14 protein-coding genes, 2 tRNA genes, 2 rRNA genes and 1 riboswitch (1 of these 19 running past the window's edge) are annotated in these 21838 nt (G+C 58.8%); of the genes, 2 read left to right on the top strand and 16 right to left on the bottom strand.

Annotated elements, in window-relative coordinates:
- Positions 1-4: 4 nt before the first annotated feature.
- Positions 5-2047 carry an oligopeptidase A gene (gene prlC, locus I6L41_RS16175; RefSeq protein ID WP_216960019.1) on the bottom strand — a complete coding sequence of 681 codons (2043 nt, stop codon included), beginning with the start codon at positions 2045-2047 and terminating at the stop codon, positions 5-7.
- A gap of 437 nt (positions 2048-2484) precedes the next feature.
- Positions 2485-2570: riboswitch (cyclic di-GMP riboswitch) on the top strand.
- Between the two features lie 50 nt (positions 2571-2620).
- Here prlC and I6L41_RS16180 point away from each other — a divergent pair.
- Together I6L41_RS16180 and I6L41_RS16185 are read left to right on the top strand one after the other, a co-directional pair.
- A complete protein-coding gene (locus I6L41_RS16180) occupies positions 2621-4810 on the top strand; it encodes an immunoglobulin-like domain-containing protein (protein ID WP_216960021.1) in 2190 nt (729 codons plus the stop codon).
- A gap of 165 nt (positions 4811-4975) precedes the next feature.
- Complete coding sequence (locus I6L41_RS16185; protein WP_216960024.1) at positions 4976-8482, top strand: hypothetical protein; 3507 nt, start codon at positions 4976-4978, stop codon at positions 8480-8482.
- 82 nt (positions 8483-8564) lie between these two features.
- Here I6L41_RS16185 and hemB read toward each other — a convergent pair whose 3' ends face one another.
- The 15 genes from hemB to I6L41_RS16260 form a co-directional block, all read right to left on the bottom strand.
- Positions 8565-9581 carry a porphobilinogen synthase gene (hemB, locus tag I6L41_RS16190; protein WP_005339394.1) on the bottom strand — a complete coding sequence of 339 codons (1017 nt, stop codon included), beginning with the start codon at positions 9579-9581 and terminating at the stop codon, positions 8565-8567.
- A 3-nt stretch (positions 9582-9584) separates the two neighbouring features.
- Complete coding sequence (locus I6L41_RS16195) at positions 9585-10370, bottom strand: TatD family hydrolase (protein WP_216960026.1); 786 nt, start codon at positions 10368-10370, stop codon at positions 9585-9587.
- A gap of 188 nt (positions 10371-10558) precedes the next feature.
- A complete protein-coding gene (gene tatC / locus I6L41_RS16200; protein ID WP_040098487.1) occupies positions 10559-11314 on the bottom strand; it encodes a twin-arginine translocase subunit TatC in 756 nt (251 codons plus the stop codon).
- Complete coding sequence (gene tatB / locus I6L41_RS16205) at positions 11311-11775, bottom strand: Sec-independent protein translocase protein TatB (RefSeq protein ID WP_216960028.1); 465 nt, start codon at positions 11773-11775, stop codon at positions 11311-11313. Before tatB ends, tatC begins: the two co-directional genes overlap by 4 nt.
- Before the next feature lie 3 nt (positions 11776-11778).
- The gene (tatA, locus tag I6L41_RS16210; protein WP_005339385.1) at positions 11779-12030 is read right to left on the bottom strand and encodes a Sec-independent protein translocase subunit TatA; all 252 of its coding nucleotides are present in this window, start codon (positions 12028-12030) and stop codon (positions 11779-11781) included.
- Between the two features lie 42 nt (positions 12031-12072).
- Positions 12073-13713, bottom strand: coding sequence for a ubiquinone biosynthesis regulatory protein kinase UbiB (gene ubiB, locus I6L41_RS16215; protein WP_005339383.1), 1641 nt, complete (start codon positions 13711-13713; stop codon positions 12073-12075).
- On the bottom strand, positions 13713-14321 hold the full coding sequence (locus I6L41_RS16220; RefSeq protein WP_005339380.1) for an SCP2 domain-containing protein: 609 nt from the start codon (positions 14319-14321) through the stop codon (positions 13713-13715). Before I6L41_RS16220 ends, ubiB begins: the two co-directional genes overlap by 1 nt.
- 8 nt (positions 14322-14329) lie before the next feature.
- Complete coding sequence (gene ubiE, locus I6L41_RS16225) at positions 14330-15082, bottom strand: bifunctional demethylmenaquinone methyltransferase/2-methoxy-6-polyprenyl-1,4-benzoquinol methylase UbiE (protein ID WP_005342396.1); 753 nt, start codon at positions 15080-15082, stop codon at positions 14330-14332.
- Between the two features lie 65 nt (positions 15083-15147).
- The gene (gene crcB, locus I6L41_RS16230) at positions 15148-15525 is read right to left on the bottom strand and encodes a fluoride efflux transporter CrcB (RefSeq protein WP_005339378.1); all 378 of its coding nucleotides are present in this window, start codon (positions 15523-15525) and stop codon (positions 15148-15150) included.
- 95 nt (positions 15526-15620) lie between these two features.
- Positions 15621-16886: a cytosine deaminase gene (locus tag I6L41_RS16235; RefSeq protein ID WP_216960030.1), complete on the bottom strand. Its 1266-nt coding sequence runs from the start codon at positions 16884-16886 to the stop codon at positions 15621-15623.
- Positions 16880-18124 carry a cytosine permease gene (codB, locus tag I6L41_RS16240; protein ID WP_216960033.1) on the bottom strand — a complete coding sequence of 415 codons (1245 nt, stop codon included), beginning with the start codon at positions 18122-18124 and terminating at the stop codon, positions 16880-16882. The genes I6L41_RS16235 and codB overlap by 7 nt, the downstream gene beginning before the upstream one ends.
- A gap of 252 nt (positions 18125-18376) precedes the next feature.
- Positions 18377-18452 (bottom strand) — tRNA-Thr (locus I6L41_RS16245).
- A gap of 46 nt (positions 18453-18498) precedes the next feature.
- Positions 18499-18613, bottom strand: a 5S ribosomal RNA gene (gene rrf, locus I6L41_RS16250).
- 81 nt (positions 18614-18694) lie between these two features.
- Positions 18695-21584, bottom strand: a 23S ribosomal RNA gene (locus I6L41_RS16255).
- Between the two features lie 238 nt (positions 21585-21822).
- Positions 21823-21838: transfer RNA gene (locus I6L41_RS16260), tRNA-Glu, on the bottom strand; it runs 60 nt beyond the window's last position.

Raw genomic sequence — 21838 nt, forward strand, 5'->3', positions numbered from 1 at the left:
AATCTCAGGCGGCGATCCCGCTATGTCGCAGCAGTGCATCCACCTTGGGCTCACGACCACGGAAGGCTCGGAACAGCTCCATCGGCTCCTTCGAGCCCCCCTTCTCCAGAATATTCTTCAGGAAGGATTGGCCGGTCGCCGGGTTGAAGATCCCCTCCTCCTCGAAGCGGGAGAAGGCATCGGCAGAGAGCACCTCGGCCCACTTGTAGCTGTAGTAGCCCGCCGCATAGCCGCCGGCGAAGATGTGGGAGAAGCTGTGCTGGAAGCGGTTGAACGCTGGCGGCGTCATCACTGCTACCTGACTGCGCACCTCATCCAGCAGCGCCGGGAGCTGTGCCGGATTGGCCGGATCAAACTCCTGATGGAGACGGAAGTCGAACAGGGCGAACTCCAGCTGGCGCAGCATCTGCATCGCAGCCTGGAAGTTGCGGGCGGTCAGCATCTTCTCCAGCAGATCGGCAGGCAGCGGCTCGCCGGTCTCGTAGTGGCCGGAGATAAAGGCCAGCGCCTCGGACTCCCAGCACCAGTTCTCGAGGAACTGGCTCGGCAGCTCCACCGCATCCCAAGCCACGCCGTTGATACCGGCCACGCCGGCCACATCGATGCGGGTCAGCATGTGGTGGATGCCGTGGCCAAACTCATGGAACAGGGTGACCACTTCGTTGTGGGTGAACAGCGCTGGCTTGCCATCCACCGGGCCGTTGAAGTTGCAGGTCAGGTAGGCCACCGGCTTTTGCAGCGAGCCATCCTGACGGTAGCGACGACCCAGACAGACATCCATCCAGGCCCCGCCCTGCTTGTGCTCACGGGCGTAGAGGTCGAGGTAGAAGCTGCCGCGCAGCTCGTCGTCGGCATTGAAGATATCGTAGAAGCGCACGTCCGGGTGCCAGGTGTCGATGCCGAGACGCTCGCGCACCTTCATGCCGAACACCCGCTTCACCACCTCGAACAGCCCCTTCACCACCTTGCTGGCGGGGAAGTAGGGGCGCAGCTGCTCATCGGAGATGGAGAACTTGTGCTGCTTGAGCTTCTCGGCGTAGTAGGCGAGATCCCAGGCTGCCAGCTCGCTCTGACCATGCTGCTCGGCGGCGAAGGCGCGGATCTCCTCCAGCTCGGCCTTGCCTTGTGGCAGGGATTTGGCCGCCAGATCGGTGAGGAAGCTCACCACCTGTTCGGTCTTGTCCGCCATCTTGGTGGCCAGGGAGAGCTCGGCATAGTTGGCGAACCCCAGCAACTGAGCCAGTTCGCGGCGCAGGGTGAGCAGCTCGCTCATGATGGCGGAGTTGTCCCACTTGCCCGCATTGGGGCCCTGATCGGAGGCGCGAGTGGTGAAGGCTTCGTACATCTCTGCCCGCAGCTCGCGGTTGTCGGCATACATCATCACCGGCAGATAAGAGGGGATATCCAGCGTGAACAGCCACCCCTCTTTGCCTTTAAGTTCAGCCATCTGACGGGCAGCGGCACGCACGCTGTCGGGCAGACCGGCCAGTTCAGCTTCATCGGCCACCAGCTTGTGCCAGCCCTGGGTTGCGTCCAGCACGTTGTTGCTGAAACGGGAGGCCAGCTCGGAGAGGCGGGCCTGAATCTCGCCGTAACGCTGCTGCGCCTCGGCAGGCAGACCGATACCGGAGAGGCGGAAGTCACGCAGGGTATTCTGGATCTCCTTGCGCTGGGCGCCGCTCAGCAGCGGGAAATCATCGCTCTGGGAGAGGGCCAGATAGGCCTGATAGAGCCCTTCATGCTGACCGACATAAGTCTGGAATTCGGAGAGCAGCGGCAGGCAGGCATCATGGGCCTCGCGCAGCGCTTCGCTGTTGAGTACGGAGTTGAGGTGGCTGACCGGTGACCAGATCCGTGACAGACGGTCATTTACCTCTTCCAGCGGGGCAATCAGGCTATCCCAGGTATGGGGATCACGCTGGGCCAGCACATCGCTGATCTTCTGCTTGCAGTCAGCAATCGCCTGAATCACGGCAGGCTGAACCTGCTCCGGCTTGATCTGGCTGAAAGGGGGCAGCGAATCCATTGTCAGCAAAGGGTTATTCATCCCGGTTACCTCTTGTTTGGTCTTGAACAGACCGCTTTAGCAGCTCTGTATGGCTTTCTAACATGTGGCCAAGCCACGCAATAATCAAGCGGGAATCCGCCGCAACCCTGTACTTTTCCAGCCATTGCGACCCGGATCTCTGCCGTTGCTGCAGTTTTGCTATCAACAGCCAGTAACAGAATGAATCTGTGGGCCTTTTTTGGCTCTTACCGCTACTTTCAAGGGGCAAAAAGTCGCCATTTACCGGCGCCACAGCTGCCAGCCAAGTACCGTCATGCTCAATCATGGAAACGGATAAAATGTGGTAGCTGTAACAAATTATCAATATTTTTCAGTCAATTAGAATCAAAACCAGCTATTGATTAATTTATTTTCAAGCATCTATCATAGGCCACCTGCCATGCAGGTCACTTGATTCTCTGTGCTGCACAGAAATCGGGTGAAAAAGGCAAAGTGACCCGAAAGGGCGCGACGCAAAGCCACCGGTCTAAGGGAAAACACCTATGACAGCGGGGCTGCCCCCGGGGACGTCCGGTCACAACCGACGCCCCATTTGCACCGTACGGAGAGACGATGAACAAACTCAAATTATCCCTGCTTGGCTGCCTGCTCGGCATGGGCGCCCCCATGGCATATGCCGCCAGTGCCGGTCAGGCGATGGTCAACCCCCAGTCCGGCGTAGTGGTCGGCTACTGGCACAACTGGTGTGACGGCTCGGGCTACAAGGGCGGTATCGCCCCCTGCGTCAAGCTCGATCAGGTCAACCCGCAATACAACGTGGTCGATGTCTCCTTCATGAAGGTCTATGGCAGCGATCCCATCCCCACTTTCAAACTCGACCCGGCCATCGGCATGAGCGAAAGCCAGTTTATCGAGCAGATCGCCGAGCTGAACCGTCAGGGCCGTGCCGTGCTGCTGGCGCTGGGCGGAGCCGATGCACACATCGAGCTGCGCAAGGGTCAGGAGCAGGCCTTTGCCGACGAGATCATCCGTCTGGTGGAGACCTATGGCTTCGACGGGCTGGATATCGATCTGGAACAGGCCGCCATCACCGCCGCTGACAACCAGACCGTGATCCCGGCGGCTCTGCGTCTGGTCAAGGATCACTACCGCGCCCAGGGGAAAAACTTCCTCATCACCATGGCGCCAGAGTTCCCCTATCTGACCCAGACTGGCGCCTACATCCCCTATATCCGCAATCTGGAAGGGTACTACGACTGGATCAACCCCCAGTTCTACAACCAGGGTGGCGACGGTATCTACATCGATGGCATCGGCTGGATTGCCCAGAACAACGATGCCCTGAAAGAAGAGTTCATCTACTACATGGCGGATTCGCTGAGCAACGGTACCCGCGGCTTCTACAAGATCCCCCATGACAAGCTGGTGTTCGGCATTCCGACCAACATCGACGCCGCCGCCACCGGCTATGTGCAGGATCCGCAGAAGCTCTACAACGCCTTCAACCGCCTGAAGAGCGAGGGACAACCGCTGCGTGGCGTGATGACCTGGTCCATCAACTGGGACATGGGCCGCAACGCCGCCGGTCAGTCCTACAACGAATCCTTCATAAAGAGCTACGGCCCCTTCATCCACGATCAGGAGATCACGCCGCCGGTCGACAACGGCAAGCCGGTGTTTAGCGGCCTGAGCGATACCCGCATCAAGCAGGGTACCGCCTTTGATCCGCTGGCAGGTGTCAGCGCCAACGACAAGGAAGATGGCGACCTGACTGGCCAGATCCAGGTGGAAGGCTCGGTAGACAGCCAGCGCATCGGCCTCTACCCCCTCACCTACAAGGTGAGCGATCGCGACAACAACGTCACCGAGCAGGTACGTACCATCGAGGTCTACAGCATGAAGCCGGTGTTCAGCGGTGTCACCGACACCACGCTGGAACTGGGTACCGCTTTCGATCCGATGACCGGCGTCAGCGCCCATGATGAAGAAGATGGCGACCTGACTGCCCAAATCAAGGTCAGCGGCAACGTCGACAGCAGCAAGGTCGGCCGCTACACCCTCACCTATCAGGTGAGCGACAGCGCCGGTCAGCAGGTAACCCAGCAGCGCAACGTGACCGTCAGGGAGCAAGGCGCCGTCTGTGAAAACAGCTGGGATGCCAAGAAGGTCTACGTGGGCGGCGACATCGTCAGCCACAACGGCAAGAACTGGCTGGCAGGCTGGTGGACCCAGAACGAAGAGCCGGGCACCACGGGTGACTGGGGCGTCTGGCGCGTACAGGGCGACAGCGACTGCGGCGGCACAACGCCACCCGCAGAAGGCAGCAGCGACTTCACCGTCAGCACCATGGCGAGCGAGTACACCATAGTCAACGGTCAGGTCAGCATCCGTTTCAACGTGACCACCGCCAACCCGGTGCAGATCTCTGCCACGCTGGAGCAGAACGGCCGCAGCCACGGTACCACCAGCAGCCAGGTGAACGGCACCAGCCCCCTGATACTGCAAGGCAGCAACGTCACCGATGGCAGCTACGACGTGGTGATTACCGGTCTGGCTGACGGCCAGAAGCCGGTGGTACAGCGCTTCCCGGTTGCACTGACCGAAGAGAGCAGCGGCGGTGGCGATGGCGACTACCCGGCCTATGCCCCCAACACCGGCTATCAGGCCGGTGATCGGGTCAGCAATGCCGGTGGCAACTACGAGTGCAAACCCTGGCCCTACAGCGGCTGGTGTGGCGGCTCGACCAGCCACTATGCGCCGGGTACCGGCTCTGCCTGGAGCGACGCCTGGATCAAGCTCTGACCTTGCCCCAACCACTAACGGGGGCCGACAGGCCCCCGCCCATATCCTGCCCATCGGCCACGCTGCCGATAGGCAGGATGCACTGACCCGGACGGGTTAGCCCCTCTCTTTTACATGCTTGCCAACCACCAAAAAACGTCCAACAACCAAGATAAGGAAATCACCATGCCAAGAACCACCAAGCTTGCCACCCTGCTCGGTCTGCTGCTGTCGGCCCATATTGTGGCCGATGAGCGCGAACAAGCCTATCTCAAACAAACCTATCAGGAGCACTACGAACAGATGACGGCGCGCCTCGCCGCGCTGCATCAGAGTGCGGCTGACGAGCAGAACGTGATCATCAAGGATGGCAAGCGCCACCTTGCCATCAACGGCCTGCTCTACCCGCTGACGGCGGATAACCACATCCTGTTCGATCTGCCCAAACCCCACTTTTTCGACGAAACAGCCATTCGTAACGTCTTTGATTTCTTCGATGAGGAGTGGGAGCTGACCTGGTACGACGGTGGGGTCGTAGCGGTCAACAAACGCTTTGGCAACTATGACTACGGCAACGGCTGTCTGCTGGAGTACTTCCCCCACGGCCAGATCCAGAATGGCGAACGCACCCGGGTGGTGATGGAGACCAGCTCCTGCAGCGTCAACTCGTTTGCCACCTCGCTGCAATATCTGGACAAAGGCGAGGAGCTGGCGGCCGACCAGCTGGGGCTGGACGCCAGCCTGATCACGGCGGTCGAGCGCTATCAGGATCGGCTCTATGTCAGCCAGAACGGCAATCCGGGCCATGTGGCCATTATCGATATCCCGAGCCGCCAGCAGATTGGCGAGATCCGCGGCACCGAAACCGGCAGTGCCACGGCCTACAACCAGGTCAGTGAATTGTTTGTCCGCAACAACCTGCTCTACGTGGTCTCGCGCTACTCGCACCGGGTCGATATCTTCGATCTGGCCGACGAGCATCGCTATGTCACCACCCTGGGAACCGGTCGGGATTCCGGCAGCAACAGCCTGCACCGCACCCAGGCCGTCTTTGCCAATCAGGATTACGTGCTGGTGGCCGATGCGCTGAGCGAGATCAAGGTCTACCGCCAGCAGGATGTGACGCCGGAGAACAGCCTCAAAACCCCCATCGCCGGTCGGCTCGCCTTTGAAGGAAAATACAGCCACCGTCTGGTGCAACTCCATCAGGTGGGTGACTATCTCCTGGCCCACACCGCCGGCAAAAACTACTACATCTATGACCTGCGTAAACTGGCTGATGCTATCGCCAGCAACACACCGCTGGCGCCTGAGCAGGTGATCGCCGACAGCAATCTGCAAAAAATCGACATGGATGGCGATCGGCTGGTGGTGAACTTCAAGGACCGCATCGAGTGGCATGATGCCGATACCCTGATCGCCAACGACTTTCAGTTCAAGAACCCGACCTTTACTGTTCGGGAGATCAACCAGCAGCCCGTGGCGGCGCTGAAAGATCTCCAGCTGGCGGGCTCGGCGCTTGTCACCGCCAACGAGCGTGGCCTGGGTTTCAACCAGCTGCTGAGCAAGGAGATCAGCTTCACGGCCGACGAGCAGTTGCCGGCTCGCCCGCTGATCTTCGATCAGCTGATGCCGGCCGCAGTCAGCTACATACTGCGCAATGACGAACCCTACGAGGTGCTGATCGATCGCGCCCAGCGTTCGGTCAACATCAATTCGCTGGTCAAGACCGAGCTGCTTGATAACGACACGGTGCGCATCACCAACTATGCCGCCAGAGAGCTGCATGACATCAATATCGAGTCACGCCTGAACGGTATCAACAAGTGGCTGATCCTGGGCCAGCTCGATCGCCTGCCCGCCTATGCCCAAATCACCCTGCCACTGAGCGCCTTTGGCGAGCAGGGACGCTTCAACAGCGCCAGCCGCGATGGCGTGTTTGATCTCAACAACCTGCTCGACAACAGCATCAATCTGCCTGCCCAGTTCGAGCACAGGTTCAGCTCCAACTCGGATCCGTTTACCCAGAAGCTGGCACGCCTCAAGCCAAGCTGGAACGTGCGCTTCGCCACCAACACCAGCGGCTCCTGGCGCCCCATCAATGCCCTCTACGCCCGCGAGTGGCTGATCATCGCCACCAACCTGGCCTACATGGTCTCGACCGAGGAGTTCAAACACGTCTGGTACAACTTCAAGGCGGTGAATGGCTACGAGATGTTCGGCAATGGCGGCAACAGCTATGTGCCGAACGGGATCTTTACGGCCGCCGATTATGACTACTACTACCACAGCCTGATGAAGCGCCCCTACCTCAACCTGGGGATCACCGCCATGGGGGGCGGGCTGGGGAGTGGTGGCATCACCGGGGTCGATACCTTTAACTTTGTCAGCCACTACTACGGCAGTTGGGGCATCATTGCCCACGAATTTGGCCACGGCTTCGATGGGAAGTCCTACAGCCATGAGAGCGCGTTTGCCCGTGGCAGCCACGGCTGGCATCCGCTGATGACGGGCATAGCCAACTACCATATCCGCAAGGGCGACCTGCCCTATCTGGACGATGATCTCAACGGCTTCCACAAGCCAGAAAACGACATCTATCGCTACAACTCGGTCAGCCAGGGGGCTCGCAAGCACCGCGCTGACAGCCACATGTACTATACCGACCACTACTTCATGCAATTCTCCACCATGCCGCAAGGCTGGGTAGCCAACGGCAGCGACTTCAGTGTTGGGCAGCTGGCGGCCCTGAACAATCAGGAGCGACTGCTGATGGGATGGATCCCCAAAGAGTCGGAGAAACGCAATCTCTGCCGGTTCACCTTCCAGGATGGCGAACAGCACTACGGGTACGTCGAACAGCGGGCTGATGGTCTGCGATGCGATGCCGGCTCCCTGATCCGCTATCGTCAGCCCGATGGCCAGTTTGTGCCGCTGGTCTCGGCCATCAACCAGTTTGACTGGCTGTCACTCCACCACAAGGGCAAGCTGGATCAGCCGGTGCTGCACCAGAATGGTCGCCAGCTCTGCTACAAGAATGTGGCGGGCTTTTACGGTATCGGCTTCGTCAATGACAACAACCAGTGCACCCAGCTGCCCAACGTCTATCAGACCAATGGCAAACACTGGCTGACCAGCTCTGGCTGGACCGGTCTGACCTACCTGAGCGGGGACTTCATCCTGCCCACGACCGGTAGCAGCAGTGACTTCACCGTCACCGATCTGGCGGCCGAATATCTCATCGTCAACGGCGCGCTCGACTTCAGCCTGACGCTGACCACCGCCAACCCGGTGACCGTCACCGCGACCCTGTTGCAGGATGGCAATCCGGTCGCCACCGGCAGCGCCCTGATCGATGGTCAGGGTTCCCTGCAGCTGGCACAGTCTGGCCTTGCGGCAGGCAGTTACGAGCTGTTGTTGGCGGGGATGGCAGAGGGAAGCAAGCAGGGCTTCGAGCGCCGCTTCACCCTGGCATTGGTGGAACAGGCACCGGGTGAGGGCAGTGACGGTGGTAACGGCAGCTACCCGGCCTATGTTGCGGGCACCGCTTATCAGAGTGGCGAACGGGTCAGCAATGCCGGTGGCGACTACGAGTGCAAACCCTGGCCCTACAGCGGCTGGTGTGGCGGCTCGACCAGCCACTATGCACCGGGTACCGGCAGCCACTGGAGCGATGCCTGGACCAAGCTGTAATCAGCCGCTCGTGACCAAAAGAGAGCCATAACGACAGAGGGGGAGCCATCGGCTCCCCCTCTCGTTTATCTATTCAACCCGCTTAGCGGGCATCTTCCTTCAGCCACTGCGCTACGCGCTTGGCGAAGTAGGTGAGGATGCCATCGGCCCCGGCCCGCTTGAAGCAGAGCAGAGACTCCATGATGGTCTCCTTCTCTTTCAGCCAGCCGTTCTGGATCGCCGCCATGTGCATGGCGTACTCGCCGCTGACCTGATAGGCGAAAGTCGGCACGCCGAACTGATCCTTCACCTGACGAACCACGTCCAGATAGGGCATACCCGGCTTGACCATCACGCTGTCGGCCCCTTCCTGAATATCCAGCGCCACTTCGTGCAGGGCTTCGTTGCTGTTGGCCGGGTCCATCTGATAGGTAGCCTTGTTGCTCTTGCCGAGGTTGCCAGCAGAGCCAACCGCATCGCGGAACGGGCCGTAGTAGCAGGAAGCGTACTTGGCGGAGTAGGCCATGATCTGGGTGTTGATGAAGCCATTCTCTTCCAGCGCAGCGCGGATGGCGCCGATGCGGCCATCCATCATGTCGGACGGCGCGACGATATCGACCCCGGCCTCGGCGTGGGAGAGCGCCTGCTTGATCAGGATCTCGGTGGTGATGTCGTTCAGCACATAGCCTTCGTCATCGATAATGCCGTCCTGCCCGTGGGTGGTGAACGGATCGAGTGCCACGTCGGTGATGACCCCCAGCTCCGGGAAGCGAGCCTTGAGGGCGCGCACTGTGCGCTGGGCCAGCCCGTTCGGGTTGTAGGCCTCTTCCGCCATCAGGCTCTTGCTCTCCAGCGGAGTGACCGGGAACAGGGCAATGGCGGGTACGCCCAGCTCCACCAGCTCGGCAGCCTCGATCAGCAGCAGATCGATGGAGAGACGCTCCACCCCCGGCATGGAGGGAACGGCTTCCCGACGGTTCTCCCCTTCCAGCACAAACACCGGATAGATGAGATCGTTGACGGTCAGTACGTTCTCGCGCACCAGACGACGGCTGAAATCATGTTTGCGCAGACGGCGCAGGCGGCGGCCCGGAAAGGCGCCCGGAAGAGTTGTAGCCATGAATCACTCCTGGAGAGGAAGTTGGAAGAACGCGGCGGAGGTGGCCCGGGTATGGGCCAGCAAGGCCTCGGGCGCTTCACCACGACAGGCCGCCACCACCTGGGCGATGTGCGGCAAAAAAGCAGGTTCGTTGCGTTTCGGGCGCGGTTTCAGATCCCGCGGCACCAGATAAGGGGCATCGGTCTCGATCATCAGCCGACCGGCCGGAATACGGGCCACCTGTTCGCGCAGCAGCTGGCCGCGGCGCTCGTCACAGAGCCAGCCGGTCACCCCGATATGCAGCCCCAGCGCCAGACACTCGTCCAGCTCCTCATCGGAGCCGGTGAAGCAGTGCAGCACGGCTCCCGGTAGTTTCGGCAACCAGGGACGGAGGATCTCGATAAAACGGGCGTGCGCATCGCGGCAGTGGAGAAACACCGGCATCCCGAGCTCGGCGGCCAGTGCCAGCTGGGCGTCGAATACCGCATCCTGCACCGGACGGGGGGAGAAGTCGCGGTTGTAGTCGAGGCCGCACTCGCCAATAGCGACCACCTGCGGCAAGGCTGCCAGCTCGCGCAAGGCGGGCAGGGTCGCCTCATCGACACTCTTGGCATCGTGAGGGTGTACCCCGGCGGTGGAGAAGCAGTAGCCCGGCCAGCGGGCGGCCAACTCGGCGCTCTCGCGGCTGCCAGCCAGATCGGTACCGGTGAGGATAAGCGCTTCCACCCCGGCGGCACGGGCACGGGCCACCAGCTCAGCCTGCTCGCCGGCGAACTGGCTGCTGGTCAGGTTTAAACCGATATCGATCATGGGATGAGACGTTCCGAACAAAAGGAATACATATCAGGTATTTGAAAACCATCTACCGAATGGGGTCTTACCATACGCCTCGAACGGGAGCATGAAAAGAGGAAGGGAGCCTCAGCTCCCCTCGTTCTGCTATTCCTGCGGACGTCGTCATCCTCTCGCCGTCCGGCAAACAGGTGACGAACAGAGCCTCAGCTCTCCACATCCGGTTGTTCCTGTTGCTCTTCATCCTCTTTCTTCACGTAGAAGCGGGCGAAGAACAGACCTATCTCCCACAGCGCCCACATCGGGATGGCGAGCAGGGTCTGGGAGAAGACATCAGGCGGCGTCAGCAGCATGCCGACCACAAACACCCCGACGATGACGTAGGGACGTTTCTCCTTCAGGTTTTGCGGTGTGGTCACGCCGGTCCAGCAGAGCAGTATGGTGGCCACCGGAATTTCGAACGCCACCCCGAACGCGAAGAACAGGGTCAGTACAAAGTCCAGATAGCTGGCGATATCGGTAGCCACCGTCACCCCTGCGGGTGCTGTGCTGGTGAAGAAACCGAACACCAGCGGGAACACCACGTAGTAGGCGAACGCCATCCCCGCATAGAACAGCAGGGCACTGGAGACCACCAGCGGCATGATCAGGCGCCGTTCGTGCTGGTACAGACCGGGGGCGATAAAAGCCCAGGCCTGATAGAGCAGATAGGGGATCGCCACGAAGAAGGAGACCACCAGCGTCAGCTTGATCGGCGTCAGGAAGGGGGTCGCCACATCCGTCGCTATCATGCTGGTCCCTTCCGGCAACTGGCTGAGCAGCGGCTGGGCCACGAAGTCGTAGATGTTGTTGGAGAAGTAGATCAGCGCCAGAAACACCACGAGGATGGCGGTAATGGAGCGCAGCAAACGGGTTCTCAGCTCAACCAGATGGCTGATCAGGGGTTGTTCGGCCTGACTCATGGCTTCACCTCCCCTTTTACTGCGGAGTCGCTTACCGGCACCGGCTCGCTCTCCCGCTGGCTGTTGACCGGCGGCACGTCGTGGCTCAGCTGCACCGCAGGCTCCACCGGCGTGGCAGGCTCAGCCTGGGCGACCGGCTCGGGGCGCGGCGGACGGATCTCGTTCTCCACCTGATAGGGGCGATTGACCGACTGGGCCGCCGCCTTGAGCTGTTCGATGGACTCCTGCAGCTCGGGGCTCAGGTTGCTCATCTGCAACTGTTCGGCCTTCTTGAGGTCGTTGTGCAGCTCTTGCAACTTGAGCTCCTGCTCCAGCTCGGACTTGACCGAGTTCGCGGTCGAACGAATGAGGCGGATCCAGTGCGTCGTCGTGCGGATAGCGCTGGGCAGCCGTTCCGGCCCCAGCACCACCAACGCTACAACGGCGATAACCACCAGCTCCCAAAAACCGATATCGAACATGGCTTAGGCCTGGTCTTTGTCTTTCTGCTTGGCGGTCTCACTGCTCTGAGTGGCCGCTTCGTTTAGCTGTTTCGGGGGAAACTCGGCATCTTTCTGCTCGGCCTTGGCATCAGCCGGCTCGTCGGAGAGGGCTTTCTTGAACCCTTTGACCGCCGCACCCAGATCACCGCCAATGCCGCGCAGTTTCTTGGTACCGAACAGCAGCACGACGATGACTGCAATGATCAACAATTGCCAAATACTGATACCACCCATGATTTTCTCTCCAGAACAGGCGCCTGACGGCGCGGTTGTTGATTAATGGGAACGGGTTCGCAACCAGCCGACCAGCCAGCAGAGGGCTGCACCGGCGAGACTGGCTTGTCCCCACTCAATGTGTTGTTTTTGGGTCAGCAAGAATACACCCGCCAATAGCAGGCTGGCTCCAACCCCTAAGAGGTAGCGGGCCTGCCCCTGCCGACGGCTGTGACGGCGGAACTCGGCAAACATCTGGTCGAAATGACGCTGCTGATGACGGGTCTGGCGCAGGGTCTCATAGACCAGCTCCGGCAGCTCCGGCAGCTTCTCCGCCCAGAATGGCGCCTTCTCCTTGATGGCGTTCAATACCGACTTGGGCCCCACCTGTTCGTGCATCCAGTTCTCGAGGAACGGCTTGGCGGTCTGCCACAAATCGAGCTGCGGGTAGAGCTGACGCCCCAACCCTTCCACATAGAGCAGGGTCTTTTGCAGCAGCACCAGCTGCGGCTGCACCGTCATATGGAAGCGACGCGCGGTGTTGAACAGGTTGAGCAGCACGTGACCGAACGAGATCTCGGAGAGCGGCTTCTCGAAGATGGGCTCCAGCACGGTGCGGATGGCGAACTCGAACTCGTCCACCTTGGTATCTGCCGGCACCCAGCCCGACTCCACATGCAGCTCCGCCACCCGACGATAGTCACGGTTGAAGAAGGCGAGGAAGTTCTCAGCCAAATAGCGTTTATCTTCCCGATTGAGGGTACCGACGATGCCGCAGTCGATGCCGATCCAGAGCGGGTTTTCCGGATGTTCGTAAGAGACGAAGATGTTGCCCGGGTGCATGTCGGCATGGAAGAAGCTGTCGCGGAACACCTGGGTGAAGAAGACCTCGACCCCGCGCTCGGCCAGCAGCTTCATGTTGGTGCCGTTGGCTTCCAGCGCCGGTATATCGGAGACCGGAATACCGTAGATGCGCTCCATCACCAGCACCTGCTCGCGGCAGAGGTCGGTAATAATTTCAGGCACATAGAGCGCCTCGGAGCCGGTGAAATTGCGCCGTAGCTGGATGGCGTTGGCCGCTTCGCGCATCAAATTCAGCTCGTCGAGGATGGTTTTGCGATACTCCTCCACCACCTCGATGGGACGTAGTCGCGCGCTCTGGGGCACAAAGCGCGCTACCAGACGGGCCAGCGCCTGCATCAGTCGCAGGTCGGCCTCGATGACAGGCTCGATGTCGGGACGGATCACCTTGATGACGATCTCGCGGCCACTCTCCTTCAAGCGGGCGGTATGCACCTGCGCGATGGAAGCCGACGCCAGCGGCGTCTCGTCGAAGTCGTCAAACAGGGTTTCGATGGGACAACCCAGGCTCAGCTCGATCTGCTGGCGCGCCGCCTGACCACAGAAGGGAGGCACCCTGTCCTGCAGCAGGGCCAGCTCCTCGGCAATGTCCGGCGGCAACAGGTCGCGGCGGGTCGAGAGCATCTGGCCAAACTTGATGAAGATGGGGCCAAGAGCCTCGAAGGCGAGGCGAATGCGGGCACCGCGGCTGAGATCCGGTTGCTTGTTCTTGAGCCAGAACAGGGAGCGACGGGCCAGACGGCCCGGCCAGGGTTGATAGCGGGCGGGCACCAGTTCGTCGATGCCCTGCTCCAGCAGGATGGTGATGATGCGATAGAGGCGTTTGAACTCCTTCGGGGTCATCAGGTCACCTGCTGTTCGAAGCGGGCCAGCCGCAGTTCGACGGCCTTGAGCTGCTGGGCCAGCACCTCGACGTCATCGTTGAAACTCGCCACTTCCAGCGGGCCGGGGGCTAGGCGGGCCTCTTCGGTCAGATATTCCGCCAGCTGGCTGCGGGTGCGGCACAGCTCGCGGCCGACCAGACGACGCGCCTGACGGGCACCGCTGAACAGGGTGTGGGCCAGCACGTCGCCGGTATAGCGCGACAGCTCCTCCTCCCAGTCGATATCCAGCTCACCCAGCAGCACGCTGAATGCCTGCACCAGCTGGGGATCACCGCTCAGATCCAGTTTCTCCTCGCGGATATAACGGGTCAGGGCGGACGGGTCTTTCAGCAGACCGAGGGCGGTCAGGGAGAGGCTAAGCACCGCATCCGCCTCCCCTTCATGCTGGGCCAGCACATCCAGCCGACGCTCGGAGAAGACGAACCAGAGCGGCTTGAGTTCACGCAGCTCCAGCTTGAGCACCTTGCCCACCAGTTTGCGCAGCCGCTCCGGGCTCTGTTTGTCCAGCGCCAGCAACTGGTTGAGGCTGGTTTCGATCACCGCGGTGACCATGGCATCCATCGGCATAGGCAACCTTAAAACTTGTAACCGCGGTGCAGGGCGACCACACCCTGAGTCAGATTGAAGTACTCCACCTGCTCGAAACCGACATTTTCCATCATGCCAGCCAGGGTCTGCTGATCCGGGTGCATGCGGATGGACTCTGCCAGATATTTGTAGCTTTCACTGTCGTTCGCGACGATTTCGCCCATTTTCGGCAGCAGTTTGAAGGAGTAAAGGTCATAGAGCTTGGCGATCACTTCACTGACCGGCTTGGAGAACTCCAGCACCAGCAGACGGCCACCCGGCTTGAGCACCCGGAACATGGAGGCGAGCGCCTTGTCCTTGTCGGTGACGTTGCGCAGGCCGAAGCCGATGGTGATGACGTCGAAGTGGTTATCCGGGAAGGGGAGCGCCTCGGCATTGGCCTGCACGTAGGAGACGTTGTTGGCGACCCCCAGATTGCGCAGCTTGTCGCGGCCCACTTTCAGCATGGAGTCGTTGATATCCGCCAGCACCACCTGACCGGTCTCGCCGACGATACGGGAGAACTTGGCGGTCAAGTCACCGGTACCACCGGCCAGATCCAGCACCTTCTGGCCCTTGCGCACACCGGAGCAGTCGATGGTGAAGCGCTTCCACAAGCGGTGGATGCCGAACGACATCAGATCGTTCATCAGATCATACTTGGCTGCCACCGAATGGAAGACACCTGCTACCAGAGTTTCCTTCTCGGTCGCGGCCACGGTTTTAAAGCCAAAATGCGTTGTCGTTGCTTGTTCTGACATCCCTTAAACACCCATAGAGCAAAGAATGGCCGCCAGTTTACCAGAGCCACTGGCGTCCGGACACCTTAAACCCGGCTCGCAACCAACTGCATGCCCAGAACCACCATGGCCAGACAGAGGAAGAGATTGAGACCGATATTGAGCAGCGCTTTCAGATAGGCTCCATGTTGAGCCAGCACTACCGTATCGAGGGCAAAGGAAGAAAACGTGGTCAGGGCACCGAGGATCCCCACCATCAGCAGCGGCTTCATCGGGTGTTCTACCACATGACCATGACTGATGAGGGCGAATGCCACCCCCATGATGAAAGAGCCCACCACGTTGACCACCAGAGTCCCGTAAGGAAAGTGGCGCCCCAGCAGCAAGGCCATCAGTTCGGCAATCCCAAAACGAAGGCAGGCGCCGATGGCGCCCCCTGCAGCAACATAGAACCAGGTTTGCATGGTGTCACTCCCTCAGGGTCAGGCCGCCATTATGTCGCAATGGCGGCCCTTGTGCCCAGAGGCGGAACTAATCGTCATCCAGCCTGATTGAAATCTCAGCGGCGAAAATCGATGGGCTCTGGCTGACCCAGCACGATCTCGGTCTGGGCCGGGCGGGTCTGGGCAATCACCTTGCCGTGGCGGATCGAGTAACGCACCGGCACCTGACGGCGCACCGCATCGAAGCCGTTGTCGGCTGGCAGGATCAACAGGTTGGCCGGTTTGCCCACCTCGATACCATAGCGATCCTGCACATTCAGGGTGCGGGCGCTGTGGCTGCTGATCAGCTTCAGACCGTCGTTGATCTGCTCGTAACCCATGATCTGGCAGACATGCAGCCCCATGTGCAGCACCTGCAACATGTTGGCGGTGCCCATGGGGTACCAGGGATCGAACACGTCATCGTGACCGAAGCAGACGTTGATGTTCGCCTCCAGCATCTCCTTCACCCGGGTAATACCGCGGCGTTTGGGATAGGTATCGAAGCGCCCCTGCAGGTGAATGTTCACCAGCGGATTGGCCACGAAGTTGATGTCTGCCATCTTGAGCAGCCGGAACAGGCGGGAAGCATAAGCGCCGTTGTAAGAGTGCATGGCGGTAGTGTGGCTGGCAGTGACTCTATGGCCGATACCCCGCTCGTAGGCGAGAGTCGCCAGCGTCTCGATGAAACGGGATTGCTCGTCATCGATCTCGTCGCAGTGCACATCGACCAGAACCTGATACTTCTCGGCAAGATCGAAGATGTAGTGTAGACTTTCGACCCCATATTCTCGGGTAAACTCGAAGTGGGGGATCGCGCCAATCACGTCTGCCCCCAGCTTGAGCGCCTCCTCCAGCAGTGCCTTGCCATTCGGGTAGGAGAGGATCCCCTCCTGCGGGAAGGCGACGATCTGCAGCTCGACCCACTCCTTCATCTCCTCCCGCACTTCCAGCATCGCCTTAAGCGCGACCAGATTGGGATCGGAGACATCGACGTGAGTACGCACAAACTGGATGCCGTTGGCGATCTGCCACTTCAGCGTCTGGATAGCGCGCTGCTTCACATCCTCATGGGTCAGCTGCGCCTTGCGTTCGGCCCAGCGCTCAATCCCCTCAAACAGAGTGCCGGAGAGGTTCCAGCTCGGCTCACCGGCCGTCTGGGTGGTATCGAGGTGAATGTGGGGTTCGATAAAGGGGGCGATCGCCAGACCGCCCTCCCCGTCCAGCACCCGACCGGCGACGGCATGTTCGTCATGGGGTTCGATGGCGGTGATGACCCCATCCTGACAGCGGATCTGCCAAAATCCTTCCCGATCGGCCAAACGAATATGTTGAATCAGCATTTGTTAGCTTCCTGTACCAGAACCGGCCGCTGGGTGAGGCGAACCAGAATGAAATAGGTGAAGGCGGCGCCCAATACCGCGTTGAGTGGCACTATGCCCGGCAGCCACTTGCCGACAGCCACCCCGACTGCCGTGGCGACCAGCGCCTGCCAGCGGACCGTCTCGAACTGCTGATCGGCAAATTGACGGTAACGCTCACGATTGAGCAGGAAATCCATGATGATAATGCCACCGATCGGCGGAATTGCCGTACTCAAAAAGGCCAGCCAGCCGACAAAGTTGTTGTAAAGCCAGAGGGCGCAAGCCGTACCGATGAGGCCGTTGATCACGCTGAGGGGCTTGCTCTTGAGACCGGTAATATTGGCAAAACCGAGGCCGGAGGCGTAGAGAGCGTTGTCGTTGGTGGTCCAGATATTGAGGCCCAGCACCAGAATGGCGGGGATCAACAGCCCCTGCATCAGCATCACTTCCGAGATATCGGCCTGCCCCGTTACCGCCGCACCAGCTGCACCGAAGACGAACATTAGCGTGTTGCCCAAAAAAAACGCCACCATGGTAATCATGACGGCGCCCCAGGGTTTGCGACCAAAGCGGACAAAGTCAGCGGTCAGGGTTCCTGCACTGATAAAGGAACCGACCACCATGGTCAACGCCGTGGTGAACTCGATGGGATTGCTTGGTTGTACCTGCTGCAGTGCAGCCATGCCACCGGTCGAGGTCACCGCCAGCCAGACCGAGTAGCCACCGAGCAGGGCGATAGCCGGCACGGCCACAAAGCTCAGCACCATCAGGGCAGAGATCCCGAAGTAGACGGTCACCGTCATCAAAATGCCCGAAATAGCGATCAGCCAGTTCACATCTATGCCGGTCGCCTTCTGCACCGGCAGGGCAAACATCGCCACGCCCACGCCAAACCAGCCGACCTGAGTACCGCCCAGCAGCAGGGATGGCAGCCAGGAACCTTTCACCCCAAACGAGTAGCGCGCCAACAGATGGGTAGAGAGACCGGTTGAGGCACCGATATAACCGAGACAAGCGGTGTAGATACCCAGCAACAGGTTGCCAATCAGTACCACCTTGATGAAGTCGTCAAACACCAAACCGGTACCCAGCGCACCACCGGTCCACATGCTGGCAGAGAAGAAGGTCAGGCCGAGCATCACCAGCATCAGCGACAGCACACCTTTGCGCCCTTTGGCGGGTACCGCCCCCAAACAGTATTCGTTATCCTGCGCCATGCTCTCTCTCCACGTAATAGGCAAAACGCGCCGGATTTTACATGTAAAACGTTTTACGTCAATCAATCATGGTTAAATATCTGGATAAAACCATCAATAGCAGTCAAATGAGTAACACATTAGGACTCAAATCAGCAGATAAACTTTGTCGACTGCAAGCAGAGGGGATTGCGGAAATAGGGAATGTAAGGGGATATCACAAAAATGACAGATGCAAAAAAGCCTCCCTTTTCAGGGAGGCTTTCTATTTAATGGTGCTGATACCCAGAATCGAACTGGGGACCTCATCCTTACCAAGGATGCGCTCTACCGACTGAGCCATATCAGCACACTAACCGGTAAAGACCACGCTGGGCGTAATCTTGAAATTGGGTGCCTGGCAGTGTCCTACTCTCGCATGGCGAATGCCACACTACCATCGGCGCTACCGCGTTTCACTTCTGAGTTCGGCATGGGATCAGGTGGTTCCACGGCGCTATTGCCGCCAGGCAAAATCTTCAATCTGAGAAAGCTGACGTAAGTAATTCGTTCGTATTTGCTACAAGCCTTAGAACACTTCTTGGGTGTTGTATGGTTAAGCCTCACGGGTAATTAGTATGGGTTAGCTCAACACGTCGCCGCGCTTACACACCCCACCTATCAACGTTGTGGTCTCCAACGGCCCTTTAGGACCCTCAAGGGGTCAGGGATGACTCATCTCAGGGCTCGCTTCCCGCTTAGATGCTTTCAGCGGTTATCGATTCCGAACTTAGCTACCGGGCAGTGCCACTGGCGTGACAACCCGAACACCAGAGGTTCGTTCACTCCGGTCCTCTCGTACTAGGAGCAACTCCCTTCAATCATCCAACGCCCACGGCAGATAGGGACCGAACTGTCTCACGACGTTCTGAACCCAGCTCGCGTACCACTTTAAATGGCGAACAGCCATACCCTTGGGACCGACTTCAGCCCCAGGATGTGATGAGCCGACATCGAGGTGCCAAACACCGCCGTCGATATGAACTCTTGGGCGGTATCAGCCTGTTATCCCCGGAGTACCTTTTATCCGTTGAGCGATGGCCCTTCCATTCAGAACCACCGGATCACTATGACCTACTTTCGTACCTGCTCGACCTGTCCGTCTCGCAGTTAAGCTGGCTTATGCCATTGCACTAACCTCCTGATGTCCGACCAGGATTAGCCAACCTTCGTGCTCCTCCGTTACTCTTTGGGAGGAGACCGCCCCAGTCAAACTACCCACCAGGCACTGTCCGCGAGCCCGATTCAGGGCCCTGCGTTAGAACATCAAACATACAAGGGTGGTATTTCAAGGACGGCTCCAGCGCAACTGGCGTCACGCCTTCAAAGCCTCCCACCTATCCTACACATGTAGGTTCAATGTTCAGTGCCAAGCTGTAGTAAAGGTTCACGGGGTCTTTCCGTCTAGCCGCGGGTACACCGCATCTTCACGGCGAATTCGATTTCACTGAGTCTCGGGTGGAGACAGCATGGCCATGGTTACACCATTCGTGCAGGTCGGAACTTACCCGACAAGGAATTTCGCTACCTTAGGACCGTTATAGTTACGGCCGCCGTTTACCGGGGCTTCGATCAAGAGCTTCGCTTGCGCTAACCCCATCAATTAACCTTCCGGCACCGGGCAGGTGTCACACCCTATACGTCCACTTTCGTGTTTGCAGAGTGCTGTGTTTTTGATAAACAGTCCCAGCCATCTGGTCACTGCGACTCCCGACAGCTCCATCCGCAAGGGACTTCACCATCAAGAGCGAACCTTCTCCCGAAGTTACGGTTCTATTTTGCCTAGTTCCTTCACCCGAGTTCTCTCAAGCGCCTTGGTATTCTCTACCCGACCACCTGTGTCGGTTTGGGGTACGATGACTTGTAATCTGAAGCTTAGAGGCTTTTCCTGGAAGCAGGGCATCAATGGCTTCCACACCGTAGTGTGTTCGTCTCGTGTCTCAGCGTTGTGTCTGCGGATTTGCCTACAAACACCACCTACGCACTTTCACCAGGACAACCGTCGCCTGGCCCACCTAGCCTTCTCCGTCCCCCCATCGCAATTACAAGTCGTGCAGGAATATTAACCTGCTTCCCATCGACTACGCCTTTCGGCCTCGCCTTAGGGGTCGACTCACCCTGCCCCGATTAACGTTGGACAGGAACCCTTGGTCTTCCGGCGAGGAGGCTTTTCACCCCCTTTATCGTTACTTACGTCAGCATTCGCACTTCTGATATCTCCAGCATACCTCTCGATACACCTTCGCAGACTTACAGAACGCTCCCCTACCACTCACACATAAGTGTGAATCCGCGGCTTCGGTGCCTGGTTTGAGCCCCGTTACATCTTCCGCGCAGGCCGACTCGACTAGTGAGCTATTACGCTTTCTTTAAATGATGGCTGCTTCTAAGCCAACATCCTAGCTGTCTGAGCCTTCCCACATCGTTTCCCACTTAACCAGAACTTTGGGACCTTAGCCGGCGGTCTGGGTTGTTTCCCTCTTCACGACGGACGTTAGCACCCGCCGTGTGTCTCCCGGATATTACTTACTGGTATTCGGAGTTTGCATGGGGTTGGTAAGTCGGGATGACCCCCTAGCCCAAACAGTGCTCTACCCCCAGTAGTATTCGTCCGAGGCGCTACCTAAATAGCTTTCGGGGAGAACCAGCTATCTCCGAGTTTGATTGGCCTTTCACCCCCAGCCACAGGTCATCCCCTAACTTTGCAACGTTAGTGGGTTCGGTCCTCCAGTTGATGTTACTCAACCTTCAACCTGCCCATGGCTAGATCACCCGGTTTCGGGTCTACACCTTGCAACTAGACGCCCAGTTAAGACTCGGTTTCCCTACGGCTCCCCTATACGGTTAACCTCGCTACAAAATGTAAGTCGCTGACCCATTATACAAAAGGTACGCAGTCACCCCGAAGGGCTCCCACTGCTTGTACGTACACGGTTTCAGGTTCTATTTCACTCCCCTCACAGGGGTTCTTTTCGCCTTTCCCTCACGGTACTGGTTCACTATCGGTCAGTCAGGAGTATTTAGCCTTGGAGGATGGTCCCCCCATATTCAGACAGGATGTCACGTGTCCCGCCCTACTCGATTTCACATCAAGGTTGTTTTCGTGTACGGGGCTATCACCCTGTATCGCCGGCCTTTCCAGGACCGTTCCACTAACTTCCAAGATGCTTAAGGGCTAATCCCCGTTCGCTCGCCGCTACTGAGGGAATCTCGGTTGATTTCTTTTCCTCGGGGTACTTAGATGTTTCAGTTCTCCCGGTTCGCCTCGTTACACTATGTATTCATGTAACGATACCCAAGTTATCTTGGGTGGGTTTCCCCATTCGGAAATCTGTGAGTAATAGCGTCTCTTACCGACTTCTCACAGCTTATCGCAGGTTAGTACGTCCTTCATCGCCTCTGACTGCCAAGGCATCCACCATGTACGCTTAGTCACTTAACCATACAACCCCAAGAAGTGTCGGTGAAACCGGCACAGCCTGTTGTCGTACAACAAGGACCAAATAAAATTTGGTTTTCGCCAAGAAGTTTCCAAAGCACTTGTAACAAATGTTTGAGAACTACTTTTTAAATCAGCTTTCCAGATTGTTAAAGAGCATGTTTGCAACGGCTCAAGGCCGAAGAAAACAGAGTTAAGAATTAACTTCTTAACTCTGCATTCTTGTTAGCAAGAAGAGAAGTGGCGTCCCCTAGGGG

It is taken from the genome of Aeromonas sp. FDAARGOS 1411 (assembly GCF_019047125.1).
GTDB classification, from domain to species: Bacteria; Pseudomonadota; Gammaproteobacteria; order Enterobacterales; family Aeromonadaceae; genus Aeromonas; species Aeromonas veronii.